Source organism: Azorhizobium caulinodans ORS 571 (genome assembly GCF_000010525.1).
Lineage (GTDB): Bacteria > Pseudomonadota > Alphaproteobacteria > Rhizobiales > Xanthobacteraceae > Azorhizobium > Azorhizobium caulinodans.
On record NC_009937.1, the window covers coordinates 3,353,291 to 3,368,076 of the forward strand.

Annotated in this window: 14 protein-coding genes; 5 read left to right on the top strand and 9 right to left on the bottom strand. The window is 67.6% G+C overall.

The window, feature by feature from the left end; all coding sequences use genetic code 11:
• Positions 1 to 85: 85 nt before the first annotated feature.
• Entirely contained in the window at positions 86 to 1,300 is a 1,215-nt protein-coding gene (locus AZC_RS15155) for an arabinose transporter (RefSeq protein ID WP_012171456.1), read from the top strand.
• On the opposite strand, the gene AZC_RS15160 is transcribed toward AZC_RS15155, so the two are convergent.
• The 9 genes from AZC_RS15160 to AZC_RS15200 all read right to left on the bottom strand — a co-directional run bounded on the left by AZC_RS15160 (position 1,297) and on the right by AZC_RS15200 (position 10,576).
• Positions 1,297 to 1,755 (bottom strand): DUF488 domain-containing protein, encoded by a 459-nt coding sequence (locus tag AZC_RS15160; protein ID WP_012171457.1) that lies wholly within the window; start codon positions 1,753 to 1,755, stop codon positions 1,297 to 1,299. The genes AZC_RS15155 and AZC_RS15160 overlap by 4 nt on opposite strands.
• A 1-nt stretch (position 1,756) precedes the next feature.
• The gene (locus tag AZC_RS15165) at positions 1,757 to 2,986 is read right to left on the bottom strand and encodes a vWA domain-containing protein (protein ID WP_043879431.1); all 1,230 of its coding nucleotides are present in this window, start codon (positions 2,984 to 2,986) and stop codon (positions 1,757 to 1,759) included.
• Positions 2,964 to 3,890 (bottom strand): AAA family ATPase, encoded by a 927-nt coding sequence (locus tag AZC_RS15170; protein ID WP_012171459.1) that lies wholly within the window; start codon positions 3,888 to 3,890, stop codon positions 2,964 to 2,966. The genes AZC_RS15165 and AZC_RS15170 overlap by 23 nt, the downstream gene beginning before the upstream one ends.
• A 95-nt stretch (positions 3,891 to 3,985) precedes the next feature.
• Complete coding sequence (locus tag AZC_RS15175; protein ID WP_012171460.1) at positions 3,986 to 4,813, bottom strand: hypothetical protein; 828 nt, start codon at positions 4,811 to 4,813, stop codon at positions 3,986 to 3,988.
• 114 nt (positions 4,814 to 4,927) lie between these two features.
• Positions 4,928 to 5,728 carry an FAD binding domain-containing protein gene (locus AZC_RS15180; RefSeq protein ID WP_043879432.1) on the bottom strand — a complete coding sequence of 267 codons (801 nt, stop codon included), beginning with the start codon at positions 5,726 to 5,728 and terminating at the stop codon, positions 4,928 to 4,930.
• Between the two features lie 140 nt (positions 5,729 to 5,868).
• On the bottom strand, positions 5,869 to 8,247 hold the full coding sequence (locus AZC_RS15185; protein WP_043879433.1) for a xanthine dehydrogenase family protein molybdopterin-binding subunit: 2,379 nt from the start codon (positions 8,245 to 8,247) through the stop codon (positions 5,869 to 5,871).
• 151 nt (positions 8,248 to 8,398) lie between these two features.
• Positions 8,399 to 8,887 (bottom strand): (2Fe-2S)-binding protein, encoded by a 489-nt coding sequence (locus AZC_RS15190; RefSeq protein ID WP_012171463.1) that lies wholly within the window; start codon positions 8,885 to 8,887, stop codon positions 8,399 to 8,401.
• Positions 8,888 to 9,042: 155 nt separating this feature from the next.
• Positions 9,043 to 10,083 (bottom strand): bile acid:sodium symporter family protein, encoded by a 1,041-nt coding sequence (locus AZC_RS15195; RefSeq protein WP_012171464.1) that lies wholly within the window; start codon positions 10,081 to 10,083, stop codon positions 9,043 to 9,045.
• 34 nt (positions 10,084 to 10,117) lie between these two features.
• The gene (locus tag AZC_RS15200; RefSeq protein ID WP_012171465.1) at positions 10,118 to 10,576 is read right to left on the bottom strand and encodes an SRPBCC family protein; all 459 of its coding nucleotides are present in this window, start codon (positions 10,574 to 10,576) and stop codon (positions 10,118 to 10,120) included.
• 223 nt (positions 10,577 to 10,799) lie between these two features.
• Between AZC_RS15200 and AZC_RS15205 the strand changes: the two genes are divergently transcribed.
• The 4 genes from AZC_RS15205 to AZC_RS15220 are packed head-to-tail and all read left to right on the top strand — an operon-like array spanning position 10,800 to position 14,783.
• Positions 10,800 to 11,717 (top strand): branched-chain amino acid ABC transporter permease, encoded by a 918-nt coding sequence (locus AZC_RS15205; protein ID WP_012171466.1) that lies wholly within the window; start codon positions 10,800 to 10,802, stop codon positions 11,715 to 11,717.
• Positions 11,717 to 13,159: a high-affinity branched-chain amino acid ABC transporter permease LivM gene (gene livM / locus AZC_RS15210; RefSeq protein ID WP_012171467.1), complete on the top strand. Its 1,443-nt coding sequence runs from the start codon at positions 11,717 to 11,719 to the stop codon at positions 13,157 to 13,159. The genes AZC_RS15205 and livM overlap by 1 nt, the downstream gene beginning before the upstream one ends.
• On the top strand, positions 13,156 to 14,067 hold the full coding sequence (locus tag AZC_RS15215; RefSeq protein WP_012171468.1) for an ABC transporter ATP-binding protein: 912 nt from the start codon (positions 13,156 to 13,158) through the stop codon (positions 14,065 to 14,067). The genes livM and AZC_RS15215 overlap by 4 nt, the downstream gene beginning before the upstream one ends.
• Complete coding sequence (locus tag AZC_RS15220) at positions 14,064 to 14,783, top strand: ABC transporter ATP-binding protein (RefSeq protein ID WP_012171469.1); 720 nt, start codon at positions 14,064 to 14,066, stop codon at positions 14,781 to 14,783. The genes AZC_RS15215 and AZC_RS15220 overlap by 4 nt, the downstream gene beginning before the upstream one ends.
• Positions 14,784 to 14,786 lie beyond the last annotated feature (3 nt).

The window sequence follows — 14,786 nt, forward strand, 5'->3', positions numbered from 1 at the left end:
CGCATTGGGATGATGCATCCCCGTAAGCGTCTAACGTGAAGCAACGCAGCCAACCGGCTTTCATGCCGCAATCTGAGGCTGCCTCATGCACGCTCCTCCCAAGCCCCGCGCTTCCTCCGCCCTCTTCGCGGTCGTTCCGATCCTGTTTCCGCTGACGCTCTCCGCGTTTCTCGCGGTCCTGAGCATCGGCATTCCCCTGCCCGTCCTCTCCATCCGCGTCCATGATGGACTCGGCTTTGGCGCCGTGCTCGTCGGCGTGGTGGTGGGCAGCCAGTCGGTCGTCACCCTGCTCAGCCGGGGCATGGCCGGCACCACCGTCGACAGCCACGGCGCCAAATGGGCCGTCGTCGCCGGCCTGCCGCTCGCGGCCTGCGCGGGCGGGCTCTATCTCGCCTCGCTCGCCCTCCCCGATCCCTCGTTCAGCCTGGCCGTGCTGATCGCAGGGCGCATGATCCATGGCATTGCGGAGAGCCTCTTCATCACCGGCTTCCTGGCCTGGGGCATCGGCCGCGTCGGTGTCGCAAAGGCCGGCCTCGTTATGGGCTGGAACGGCATTGCGGTGAGCGCCGCGCTGGCGGTGGGCGCCCCGCTCGGCGTTGCCGCGCAGGAGAGCTTCGGCTTCGCGGCGGTCGCCCTGCTCGCCCTCACCGCACCGTTGCTGGCCCTGGCCATTGTCGTCTGCGTCGCCGCCGTGCCCCGCTCCGAAGCACCGGCGGCGCCGCGCCTGCCGTTCGTGCGCGTGCTCGGCCTCGTCTGGCGGTTCGGCCTCGTGCTGGCGCTCTCAACAGCGCCCTTCGCCTTGCTCGGCAGCTTCGTGGTGCTCACCTTCACCGAGCGCGGCTGGGCGCACGCGGGGCTTGCCCTCTCGCTCTATGGCATCGGCTTCGTGCTGGTGCGCTTCGCCTTCGGCCACATGCCCGACCGGCTGGGCGGGGCCACCGTTTCGCTCATCTCGCTGGCCGTGGAAGGCGTGGGGCAGGCCCTGCTCTTCGCCGGCGGATATGGCGGGTTCGACCATGTGTGGGTCGGGCTGGCGGGTGCCGCGCTGACCGGCGCCGGCTTCTCGCTGGTGCTGCCGGCGATGGGGGTCGAAGCGGTGCGCCGGGTGCCGCGCGAGAGCCAGGGTGCCGCCATCGGCAGCTTCATGGCTTTCCTCGACATCGCATTGGGTGTCACCGGGCCTTTGGCCGGCCTGCTGGCGGGCGTAGCGGGCTTCGGCTCGGTTTTCGGGGCCGGCGCCCTTGCCTGCCTCGTCGCCATCGGCCTCGTGCTGGCCATGGGTCGGAGAACGGCCAGCTAGAACGGGTCCGCCTCCAGATGGGTCACATCGAACCCCAGACGCTCGCAGAGGAGTTCCGCGAGCCGCTGGCGGTGGCAGCCCTCCACATGGCGCTCGTAGCACAAGAGGCAGATGGGCCGGCTGCGGGCGAGCGCGGTCAGTTCATCCAGCGCCTCGCGGGCGGCCGGCGTTTCCAGATGGGCGTTGTAGATGCGCATGAGGGTGGAGACATCACCCTTGCGCGCGGCGGTGCGTCCATCTGTGGGTGTGCCCAGCGCCCGCAGATGCACATAGCCGATGCCGTGCTCGGACACCCCCGCCGCCAGCGCGGTCTTGGAGAAGCCGGGCCGGCGCGAGGCCGCCACCGCCCGCACGTCCACCACGAGGCCGACGCCCGCATCCTCCAGCGTCTCGAAGAAAGCGGCCGGCGTCGTGTGCTCATAGCCGATGGTGAAGAATTCGCTGACCTTGCTCATGTCACTCCTCCCCTGCCACCAGAAGCTTGCGACCGGCAAATGGCACGGGCGGGGCAGCGAGCGCCGCCACCAGCGCCTCAAGGCTCGCCAGATCATGGACGGGGCGGAAGTCGTCCACATAGGGCAGCATGGCCCGGATGCCCCGCGCACGCGGCTCGAAGCCCGAATAACGCAGCAAGGGATTGAGCCAGACGAGGCGCAGGCAGGAGCGCTGAAGGCGGCCCATCTCCTGCGCCAGCGTCTCGTCCGCATCCCGCTCCAGCCCGTCGGTGACGAGGAGGACGATGGGGGTCTGCGCCAGCACGCGGCGGGACCAGTCCTTGTTGAAGGCCCGCAGCGAGGTGGCGATGCGGGTGCCCCCGGACCAGTCGGGCACGAGGCGGGACACCTCCGTCAGCGCCGCATCCGCATCGCGATGCCGCAGCGCGCGGGTGACATTGGTGAGGCGCGTGCCGAACAGGAAGGTGTCCACCCGGCGCCGGGTGGCGAGCGCGTGCAGGAAGTGCAGCACCGGGCGGGCGTAATCGGCCATGGAACCGGAGATATCCAGCAGCGCGACGACCGGCGTCGGCCGCTCGCGCGGACCGCGCCGCTTCAGCGGCAACAGCGCCCCGCCAGTGGCGAGCGAGGCCCGCAGGCTGGCGCGGAAATCGGGACGGGCGCCGCGTGGATCCGCGATCAGGCGGCGCGTGCGGATCGTATCCTGGGGCAGGCGCAAAGCGGCGATGCGCCGGCGGGCCTCGCGCAATTCCTCGGCGCTCATCTGCGCAAAATCACGGGTGCGCAGCACGTCCTGATCGGAAGCCGTGAGGCGTGCATCGAGCGAAACCTGCTGCTCTTCCACCTCCGGCGGGCGGGAGATGCCCCAGAAGGCCTCCTCCACCCGCCTCTGGCCCGGCTTGGGCGGCTCCGGCGCGCGGGGCACGGCGACCGGCGAGAGCAGTTCCATGAGCTTTTCCGCCGGCGCGCGGCGGCGCCAGAAGCGGGCGAAGACCGCATCGAACAGGTCATGGTCCTCATGCCGCTTCACGAAGACGGCGTGGAGGGTCCAATAGAGATCCTGCCGGGTGCCGACGCCCGCCACCTCCACCGCCGTCACCGCATCGAGCATCACGCCGGGGCCGACGGTGAGCCCAGCGGCACGCAGCAGGCGGCCGAAATAGAGAATGTTGGCGGCGAGCCGGCCCTCGTGGGCCGGGCGCAACGGCTCAGGCGATGCGGCCGGCGGCATGGCGGGCCTCGTCCAGCAGGCGAGAGATCGCCGCCGCATCGGTGCGGGCGATGTCGTCCTGATATTTCAGCAGCACGCCCAGCGTGTCCTGCGCCAGCGCGGGATCGACCGCCACCGCATCGAGCTCCACGAGGGCAGCGGCCCAGTCCAGCGTCTCGGCGACGCCCGGCACCTTGAACAGGTCTTCCCGCCGCAGGGCCTGCACGAAGGCCACCACCTGCCGGGAGAGGGCCTGCGGCACCTGCGGCAGGCGGGCCCGCAGGATCTCCAGTTCCCGTTCGGCGCTGGGATAGTCCACCCAGTGATAGAGGCAGCGCCGCTTCAGCGCGTCGTGGATCTCGCGCGTGCGGTTGGAGGTGAGGATGATGATCGGCGGATGCTCCGCCTTCACCGTGCCGAGTTCGGGAATGGAAATCTGGAAGTCCGACAGCACTTCCAGCAGGAAAGCCTCGAAGGCCTCGTCGGTACGGTCCAGTTCATCGATCAACAGCACCGGCGGGCCAGCGGGATCGGGCATCAGGGCTTCGAGCAGCGGGCGGCGCTGGAGATAGCGCTCGGAGAAGACGCCGGACGCGATCTCCGCCTTGTCGCTCTCCCCGGCGGCTTCCGCGAGGCGGATGGCGATCATCTGGGCCGGATAATTCCACTCATAGGCGGCCCCGGCGAGATCGAGCCCCTCATAGCATTGCAGGCGAATGAGCCGCCGCCCAAGGGCGCGGGCCAGCGTGCGTGCCACCTCCGTCTTGCCGACGCCGGCCTCGCCTTCCAGCAGCAGAGGACGACCCATGCGCAGGGCGAGATGCAGCACGGTGGCGAGCGCCCGGTCCGGCACATAGCCGGCGCCGGTGAGCAGGGTCTGCGTGGCATCGATGGATGGGGGCGGGAAGGAAGCGCGATCCGGCATGACACAGATGTACTGCGGCTCGCGGCGCGCCGGAAGCGCTTCTTCAGTCCGGGCCGAGCGCCGGCCGGGTGGTTTGTCCCGGCCGGCGGCTCGCTTCAGGACATCAGCAGTGTGTAGGCGAATTCGCCGGCCAGCATCAGCAGGAAAACGCCAAGGCTCACTTCCAGCACGCGCTTGGGAAACTGGCCGGACAGGGCCGCCCCGAGGGGCGCCAGCCCCACGGCGGTGACGAGGATGACGGCGACGCCGAACACCTGCATGAAATCGGCACTGGCGGCGGGGAACTGCGGGTCCCCGAAAACCGCCGCGGCGAGGCCGAACAGGCCGGGGACGGCGAGCACAGCGCACACGGCCAGCGGGTCGGCCATCATGCGCCCGGCTCCCGCCCAGGCATCGCGCAGCTTGTGAAACGCCCCGCCGAGGCTGCTTTCCAGATCGGAGAAACCGTCATCCGAGAGTGTGGCGGCACCGCCGCCGCCCGCAGCCACCAGCCGGGCGCCGGAGGGCGCCGAGATGTGGCCGAGAAACAGCATCTTCACCGCACCCGCGAGGACGGCGATGGTGAAGACGAGTTCCATCTCTCCTGACGGCAGGGCGGATACGACGACGCTTGCGGCGACCGCCGCGGCGGATACCGCCCAGAGCCAGCCTCCCGGCGCCAGACCGCGACCGGACCGGGCGGCCCGCCGCCCTCGCCAGAGGCGCAGCCCCGTCACCGCGACCAGAGCCAGGGAAATGCCCGTCGCCACATGGACGACCAGGCTGTTGTGCATGCCGAGCGTCGTGAGGAGCGGGTGCAGAACCGGGACGATCACCAGACCGCCATAGGCTCCAAATAGCCCCACGAGCAACCCGGCGAGTGCGCCCAGGGCAAGCAATGCCAGGACGAACTCGATGAGTTCAGGAATGGATTCCGACGCCATAAGACCCCCCTTGAGGCGCGAAGGGAACCATATGACGCATTAGTGGAATAAAACCACGATTTTTTAACAAATTTAGCTGGTATACATGACCTTAGCCAGTCATTACCTACCAAGCTACCCCATAGATGCAACCACCGCGCGCCGGGCCATCACTTTAACCAGATGAGCCCGATAGTCGGCACTGCCGTGGAGGTCCGACATCATGTCGGCAGAATCTACGGAAAGGCCGTCCAGAGCCTCCGGACGGAAGTCGGCGGCGAGTGCCTCTTCCGCCTCGCTCCAGCGGAATACGCCGCCCTGCCCCGCCCCGGTGACGGCCACGCGCACGCCCTCGGCGCCCTGCGCCACGAAGACGCCCGCCATGGCGTAGCGGGAAGCGGGATTGCGGAACTTGGCGTAGCCGGCGCGCGCCGGCGCAGGAAACTCCACGCCCACCACCAGTTCGTCGTCCTCCAGCGCGGTCTCGAAGAGGCCGGTGAAGAAGTCGTCCGCCGCCAGTGCCCGCTTGCTGGTGAGGATGGTGGCGCCGAGGCCGAGGCAGCCGGCGGGATAATCCGCCGTGGGATCGTTGTTGGCGATGGAGCCCCCGAGCGTGCCGCGATTGCGCACGGCCGGGTCGCCGATCACGCCGGCGAGTTCCGCCAGCGCGGGAATGACGCTCTTCACAAGAGCGGAGGTCGCCACTTCCGCATGGCGCGCCATGGCGCCGATGACGAGGCCTTCGCCCTGACGCTCAATGCGGGACAGGCCGGGAATGCGGGAGAGGTCCACCAGCGTGCCCGGCTGCGCGAGGCGCTGCTTGAGGGTCGGCAGCAGGGTCTGGCCGCCCGCAAGAACCTTGGGCTCGTTCACCGAACGCAGGAGGCCGATGGCGTCGTCAAGGGCGGCGGGGCGCTGATAATCAAACGCGTACATGGTCTGATCTCCTGAAGCACGTCCGGCTTCGATGTCTGGCAATCCAAGCCGCAGGACGGGCCCTGTTCAAGGGAAAAGGCGAGGTCGAAGGGCAGGCCAGGCGTGGCCTGCCCCGATCCGCCGCGGTGGATGCGGGCGGATCACTCCGCCGCCTGTGCGGCTGCCGGCAGGTCCCGGATGATCTTCCAGACCTTGGCCGGTGTCGCGGGCATGGGCACGTCCTCGGTGCCGAGGGCATGGGTGAGAGCATTGATGACCGCCGGCGGGGCGGCGATGGCACCGGCTTCGCCGCAGCCCTTGATCCCCAGCGGATTGGAGGGGCAGCGCGTCTCGGTGAGCCCGACGCGGAAGGACGGCAGATTGGCTGCGCGCGGCATGGTGTAGTCCATGAAGGAGCCCGTCACGAGCTGGCCGTCCGCATCATAATGCACGGCTTCCAGGAGCGCCTGCCCGACGCCCTGGGCAATGCCGCCATGCACCTGCCCCTCGACGATCATGGGATTGATGACCACGCCGAAATCATCCACCGCCACGAAATTCACGATTTCCGTGACGCCGGTGTCCGGGTCCACCTCCAGTTCGCAGACGTGACAGCCAGCGGGGAAGGTGAAGTTGGTGGGGTCATAGAAGGCCCCCTCCTTCAGCCCCGGTTCGATCTCGGAGGTGGGGAATTTGTGCGCCACATAAGCGTTCAGTGCCACTTCCGCGAAGGCAAGGCCCCGGTCGGTGCCGGCCACGCTGAACCGTCCGTCCTTGAACTCGATGTCCCCTTCCGAGGCCTCGAGAATATGGGCGGCAATCTTCTTCGCCTTGGCCTCCACCTTGTCCAGCGCCTTCACGATGGCCGACATGCCCACCGCCCCCGAGCGGGAGCCATAGGTGCCCATGCCGAACTGCACCTTGTCGGTGTCGCCATGGACGATGGTCACCTGCTCGATGGGAATGCCGAGGCGGGCGGACACCAGCTGGGCGAAGGTGGTCTCGTGCCCCTGCCCGTGGCTGTGGGAGCCGGTGAGCACCTCCACATTTCCGGTGGGGTTCACCCGTACCTCCGCGCTTTCCCAGAGGCCGACGCCGGCCCCGAGCGAGCCCACCGCCGCCGACGGGGCAATGCCGCAGGCCTCGATGTAATTGGACAGGCCGATGCCCCGCAGCTTGCCGCGGCGCGCGGCCTCCGCCTTGCGAGCGGGGAAACCGGCGTAGTCGGCAAGCTCCAGCGCCTTGTCGAGGGAGGCGAAATAGTCGCCGGCGTCATAATTCATGATGACCGGCGTCTGGTGCGGGAAGCTCCGCACGAAGTTGCGCCGCCGAAACTCGGCGCTGTCGATGCCGAGCGTGCGCGCGGCGATCTCCACGATGCGCTCCACCAGGAAGGTCGCTTCCGGGCGCCCTGCCCCGCGATAGGCGTCCACGGGCGCCGTGTTCGTATAGACCGCATCCACATGGCAATGGATGGCCGGCATGGCGTACTGGCCGGAGAGCAGGGTCGCGTAGAGATAGGTCGGGATGGCCGAGGCGAAAGTGGAGAGATAGGCGCCCATGTTGGCCGTCGTCTCGACCCGGAATCCGAGAATGTGCCCCTCCGCGTCCAGCGCCAGTTCCGCATGGGTGATGTGGTCGCGCCCATGGGCATCGGAGAGGAAGGCCTCGGACCGGTCCGACGTCCATTTTACCGGACGCCCCACGCGCTTGGCGGCCCAGACGCAGACCGTCTCTTCCGCATAAATGAAGATCTTGGAGCCGAAGCCGCCGCCCACGTCCGGGGCGATGACGCGCAGCTTGTTCTCCGGCGCGATGCCGACGAAGGCTGAGAGCACGAGGCGGGCCACATGCGGGTTCTGGCTCGTGGTCCAGAGCGTATAGGCCTCGTCGCCGCTGTCATATTCGCCGATGGCGGCGCGCGGCTCGATGGGGTTGGGCGCCAGACGATTGTTGACGAGATCGAGGCGCACCACATGGGCCGCCTGCCCGAAGGCGGTATCGGTGGCGGCCTTGTCGCCCAGTTCCCAGGAGAAGACCGTATTGCCGGGCGCCACCTCATGCACCTGCGGCGCACCGGCCGCGCGGGCGGCGCCCGTGTCCGCCACCGCCGGCAGCACCTCGTAATCCACCGCGACGGCCGCGGCGGCGTCCTTGGCCTGATTGAAGGTTTCCGCGATCACCACCGCCACATGGTCGCCCACGTAGCGCACCTTCTCCTTGGCGAGCGACGGATGAGAGCCCATGCGCATGGGCGTGCCGTCCACGGAATGGATCATCCAGCCGCAGATGAGGTCGCCCACCCCGTCCTGCGCCAGATCCGCGCCCGTGAGGATGGCGACGACGCCCGGCATGGCAGAGGCGGCAGAAATGTCGATGCCGCGGATGCGGGCATGGGCATGCGGCGAGCGCAGGAAATAGGCGTGCGCCTGCCCCGGCCGGTTCATGTCGTCCGTATAGCGGCCCTTGCCGGTGATGAAGCGGTGGTCTTCCTTGCGGCGGACGGGCGCGCCGAGGGGCGTGACGTTGCTGGCGTTCATGGGTTCCTCCCCGAATGGGTGTCCCAAAGGGAATGCACGGGCTCCGGCGCCGTTTGTTGAGGCTGTCCGGATGAGCGGATGCTGCCGCCACGGGCGGGCAGAAGAATGCTGTGCAATGGATCAGGAGGCGGGCACGGACACCCGCCGGTCCTCACTCGGCGGCGAGGGCGGGCTGCTTCATGGCGGCGGCACCGGCGGCCACGGCCTTGACGATATTGTGATAGCCCGTGCAGCGGCAGAGATTGCCGTCGAGGTTCTCGCGGATGGTCGCCTCGTCGAGCTCCGAGCCGAGGCGCGCCACCATGTCCACGGCGGTCATGATCATGCCCGGCGTGCAGAAGCCGCACTGCAGGCCGTGGTTCTCGCGGAAGGCTTCCTGCATGGGGTGCAGCTTGCCGTCGGCCGCGAGGCCCTCGATGGTCAGAACGCTGGCGCCATCGGCCTGGACGGCCAGCATGGTGCAGGATTTGACCGCCGCGCCGTCGAGATGAACGACGCAGGCGCCGCACTGGCTGGTGTCGCAGCCCACGTGGGTGCCGGTGAGATGCAGCGTCTCGCGGAGGAACTGCACCAGCAGCGTGCGCGGCTCCACCTCCGCCGTCACCGCCTTGCCGTTCACCGTCAAAGAGATCTTGGCCATACGTTCCTCCCGGACCCTCGTTGTGCCGACCCGGTGAACTGCCCCGCACGACCGGACGGCTGGGGTGCTTTGTAATGGCTCCAGTGTGGGGCCGCGCGGCGGCGGCGGTCAAGCGTGGCGTTGAACGCGCAACGCCGCACCTGACCGCCTGCGCATCACTTCGTCGCGTGCCGGGGCTCTGGCAGCGGGCCGTCTCCGGCGGCCTGAGCGCGGGCCTGCGCCTCCGCGCGCTCCAGCCGCCCCACATTGTGGCTGGCGATGAAGCTGACCAGCACCAGCTGGATGAAGTGGAAGAGCATCACCGGCGCGATGATGAGGCTGAGTTCTGCCTGCGCGCCGAAGATCACGCTGGCCATGGGCAGGCCCGTCGCCAGCGACTTCTTGGAACCGCAGAACAGGACCGCGATGCGGTCACCGTAGTTGAAGCCGATGATCCGGCAGATCACGCTGAGGAGGCCATAAACGACAAAGAACAGCGCCACCACGCCCACCACCATCTCGATGATGAGGCTGGTGTCGTGCCGGCTCCACACCCCTCCGGCGACGCTGTCGCAGAACGAGTTGTAGACGATCATCAGGATGACGGCGCGATCGGCGATGCGTGCGGCCCGCTTGTGCCGAGCGATGAAACTGGCCGCCACGGGGCGCAGCATCTGACCGATGCCGACGGGCAGCATCACCAGAAGCACCAGCTTGATGATGACGCCTTCCAGATCGAGTTGCCCGCCCGTCGCGTGCATGTACCAGGCCATCAGCAGCGGCGTGATGAACACGCCGATGAGGCTGGAGATGCTGGCATTGAAGATGGCCACCGGCACGTTGCCCCGCGCCAGCGAGGTCATCGCCACCGAGGACGAGACGGTGGAGGGCAGCGCGGCGAGGAAGAAGAAGCCGGTCACCATCTCGGGGGGCATCACGCGCAGCAGCAGCGGATGGGCGGCGAGCACCACCACCGGGAAGAGCACGAAGGTGGCGCATTGCACCACCAGATGCACCCGCCAGCGCCCGACGCTCTTCCAGAGCTGATCGGGCGCCAGCGACAGGCCGTACAGGATGAAGATGAAGGCGACGCCATAGCTCGCGGCCTTGTCGGCATGGAGCGGTCCATCCGTCACGCCCGGAACGGGCCAGACGAGAGCGGCAAGGACGGTCAGGGCGAGCGCGATGACGAAGGGGTCGAGCTTGAAGCGAGACATCGGAAACGCACGAGAACAGAGGGGCCGTCGCCCCCTACGGCGTCTCCTGCTGCGCGACCGCTTCGGCGAAGTTCTTGAAGAACTCGTCTGCGATTTTTTTCGCTGTCCCTGCCACCAGACGCTGACCAAGCTGGGCAAGCTTGCCGCCGATCTGCGCCTCGGCCTTGTAGGCCAAGGTGGTGCCACTTTCACCCGGGGTCAATTGCACGAATGCACCACCCTTCGCGAAACCGGCGATCCCGCCGTCGCCTTCGCCAGCAATCCGATAGCTTTCCGGCGCGTTGAAGTCACTCAGGGTCACCGTGCCGCGGAACTTGGCCTTGACCGGGCCGATCTTGGTCACCACCACCGCCTTCAGCTCGGTGTCGGAGACCTTTTCCAGCTCCTCGCAGCCCGGAATGCAGCGCTTCAGCATCTCGGCATCGTTCAGCGCGGCCCAGGCCACCTGCTGCGACACGGGCAGTTCGTAGCTGCCTTCCATTTCCAGCGCCATGGCGCCCTCCCTCACACGCAACCCACAGGCCAAGGATGTTGCGCCAGCGCAGCTTTAAGGAAAAGCTGGATGCCCGAGAAAATTGCGAAAGGGGACTGTCCACACGCCCAAAGGCGGATTTGTCACTCCACCCGAGCCACGCTATGAGTCGCATCGGTCCGTTGTGCCCATACATGAGGCACGTCTAAACAATAGGCGGACCAGAACGAGGGGCACCAGACGTATGGACGTCTTTCTGCAACAACTCATCAACGGGCTGACGCTCGGCTCCATCTATGGGCTGATCGCGATCGGCTACACGATGGTGTTCGGCATCATCGGCATGGTGAACTTCGCCCATGGCGACGTTTTCATGGTCAGTTCGTTCATCGGGCTCATCGCCTTCCTGCTGCTCACCACGGTGCTCGGCATCTCGTCCATCTTCCTCGTGCTCGCCATCGTCCTCGTGGTGGCGATGCTGTTCACGGGACTGCTGTCCTGGACCATCGAGCGGGTCGCCTACCGCCCGCTGCGCGGCTCCTTCCGCCTCGCACCCATGATCTCCGCCATCGGCATGTCCATCCTGCTCGCCAACTTCGTGCAGGTGGCCCAGGGCCCGCGCAACAAGCCGCTGCCTCCGATCATTCCCGACGTGATCGTGCTGATGGACAATAACGGCTACCAGGTGACGCTGGCCTACAAGCAGATCGTCATCATGGCCGTGACCGTCGCCCTGCTGGCCGGCTTCTGGTACCTCGTGCAGAAGACGCCCCTCGGCCGTGCCCAGCGCGCCTGCGAACAGGACCGCAAGATGGCGGCGCTGCTCGGCGTGGACGTCGACCGCACCATCTCCCTGACCTTCGTCATCGGCGCCATGCTCGCCGCCGTCGCCGGTACCATGTACCTGATGTATTATGGCGTGGTGAATTTCAACGACGGCTTCGTGCCCGGCGTGAAGGCCTTCACCGCCGCCGTCCTCGGCGGCATCGGCTCGCTGCCGGGCGCGGTGCTGGGCGGCCTGCTGATCGGCCTCATCGAGACCTTCTGGTCGGCCTATTTCTCCATCGAATACAAGGATGTGGCGGCGTTCTCCATCCTTGCCATCACGCTCATCTTCATGCCTCAGGGGCTCCTCGGCCGTCCGGAAGTGGAGAAGGTCTGATGGCCGCCGCTCCGACCAAGGGCGGGGCCGCCTCTGCGCCCCCCGCCCCGTTTGCCGCCGCGCTGAAGGACGCGGTGGTGAGCGGTGTCCTCACCTTCCTCCTGCTCCTGCCGCTCGTCGGCTTCCGCGCCACCGAAAGCGGCAGCGGGCCGCTGACGCTGACCTACCGCTTCGGCCTCGTCACCATCTTCGCCCTGCTGGTGGCGGGCCTGCGGCTGGTGCTCAACCTCACGCTCTGGCGCGAGGGCCGCGTGAAGGCCACGAAGTCCGGCCCGTCGGCGCTGGCCGTCGTCGGCAACCAGATGGCACCCTTCGCGAAGAGTGCCTTCTTCGCCATCGCCATCCTCTATCCGCTGCTGGCGGTGCTGCTCTCGGGCGGCCTCACCCCCAGCCGCTACTGGATCGACCTCGGCATCTATATCGGCTCCTACGTGATGCTGGGCTGGGGCCTCAACATCGTGGTCGGCCTCGCCGGCCTGCTCGATCTCGGCTACGTGGCCTTCTATGCGGTGGGCGCCTATGCCTTCGCGCTCCTGTCCACGTCCGTACCGATCAATGACTGGATGGCCGGCCACCTCGGCGAGAACTTCTGGGCGCTGTGGTCTTTCTGGGTCTGCCTGCCGGTGTGCGGCCTGCTGGCGGCGCTCTGGGGCGTCATCCTCGGCTTCCCGGTGCTGCGCCTCAGGGGCGACTACCTCGCCATCGTGACGCTGGCCTTCGGAGAGATCATCCGCCTCGTCCTCATCAACTGGACGGATTTCACCAACGGCGCGGCCGGCATCGCCTCCATCCCGCCCATCTCCTTCTTCGGCATTCCCTTTTCGTCCGGAGACGACGGGTTCGCAGCGCTGTTCGGGCTCACCTTCGACCCGATGCACCGCATCATCTTCCTCTATTTCGTCATCGTGGCGCTCTCGGCCCTCACGGCCCTCGCCACGCTGCGGCTGCGGCGGATGCCGGTCGGCCGGGCATGGGAGGCGCTGCGCGAGGACGAGATCGCCTGCCGCTCGCTCGGCATCAACACCACGCTCACCAAGCTCACGGCCTTCGCCACCGGCGCCATGTTCGGCGGCTTTGCGGGCGCCTTCTTCGCGGTGCGCGTGCGGTTCGTTTCGCCCGAGAGCTTCACCTTCATGGAATCGGCGATGATCCTCGCCATCGTCGTGCTCGGCGGCATGGGCTCGCAGATGGGCGTGGCGGCGGCGGCCGTCTTCATGATCGGCGGCATGGAGATGCTGCGGAACCTCACCTTCCTGAAGAGCGACTGGCTGCTCGGCCCCGACTTCGATCCCACCCTCTACCGCATGCTCATCTTCGGCTTCGCCATGGTGGCGGTGATGGTCTGGCGTCCGCGCGGCATCGTGTCGGGCCGCCTCGCCACCATCTTCCTGAAGGAGCGCAAGACGGTGTCCGGCGATCTGGTGAAGGAGGGCCACGGATGAGACGCTGGGAAACCGATCCCATCCTGACCGTGGACCACCTCACCATGCGGTTCGGTGGTCTGGTGGCGGTGAACAACGTGTCCTTCACCGTGGGACGCGGCGACGTGACCGCCCTCATCGGGCCGAACGGCGCGGGCAAGACCACCGCCTTCAACTGCATCACCGGCTTCTACAAGCCGACGCTGGGGCGGCTCGCCCTCGCCCACGAGGCGCCGCCGAGCCCGGCGGAGCTCCAGGCGCTGACCGCCAACGGCCAGGCCGGGGCGAAGACCGAGAACGGTGCGCTCTATCTCCTGGAGCGCCTGCCGGACCACAAGGTCTCGGCTCAGGCGCGGGTCGCCCGCACCTTCCAGAACATCCGCCTGTTCTCAGGCATGACGGTGCTGGAAAACCTCATGGTGGCGCAGCACCAGAAGCTGATCCGCTCCGGCATGATGGCGCCCTCCGCCCTCTTCAACCTGCCCTCCTGGCGCCGCCAGGAGAAGGAAGGCGTGGAGCGGGCGCTGCACTGGCTCGAAAAGGTGGACCTGATGGCCCGCGCCGACGATCCGGCCGGCGACCTGCCCTATGGCGACCAGCGGCGGCTGGAGATCGCCCGTGCCATGTGCACCGAGCCCGTCCTGCTCTGCCTCGACGAGCCCGCCGCCGGCCTCAATCCGAAGGAATCAGCCGCGCTCAACACGCTGCTCCTGTCCATCCGCGCCGATTACGGCACCTCGGTGCTGCTGATCGAGCATGACATGTCGGTGGTGATGGAAATCTCGGACCATGTGATCGTGCTGGAATACGGCAGCAAGATCTCCGACGGCACACCGGCGGAGGTACGCTCCGATCCCGCCGTCATCGCCGCTTATCTCGGCGTGGACGAGGATGCGGTCGAGGCCGTGGAAGCGGAGGTGGGCCTATGACGGCGCTGCTCTCCGTGAAGGGGGTCAAGACCTATTACGGGAACATCGTCGCGCTGAAGGGCGTGGACGTGGAAGTGAACGAGGGCGAGATCGTCACCCTCATCGGCGCCAACGGCGCCGGCAAGTCCACGCTGATGATGACCGTCTGCGGCTCCCCCCGCGCCCGCGAAGGGTCCGTGATCTTCGACGGGCGGGACATCACCCGCATGCCAACCCACGAGATCATGCGCCTCAAGATCGCCCAGTCTCCCGAGGGGCGGCGCATCTTCGGCCGCATGACGGTCTATGAGAACCTCCAGATGGGTGCGGCCGTGGACGGCAACGCCCATTTCCAGGAGGATCTGGAGCGCATGTTCGCGCTCTTCCCGCGCCTGAAGGAACGTCTGTACCAGCGCGGCGGCACCCTCTCGGGCGGCGAGCAGCAGATGCTCGCCATCGCCCGCGCGCTGATGACCCGCCCCCGCCTGCTGCTGCTGGACGAGCCCTCGCTCGGCCTCGCGCCGCTGGTCGTGAAGCAGATTTTCGACGCCATCCGCGACCTCAACCGCACCGAGGGCCTCACCGTCTTCCTGGTGGAGCAGAACGCCTACCATGCACTCAAGCTCGCCCACCGGGCCTATGTGCTGGTGAACGGCACCGTCACCATGAGCGGCACCGGCAAGGAACTGCTGGAGCGGCCCGAGGTGAAGGCCGCGTATCTGGAAGGAGGACACTGAGCC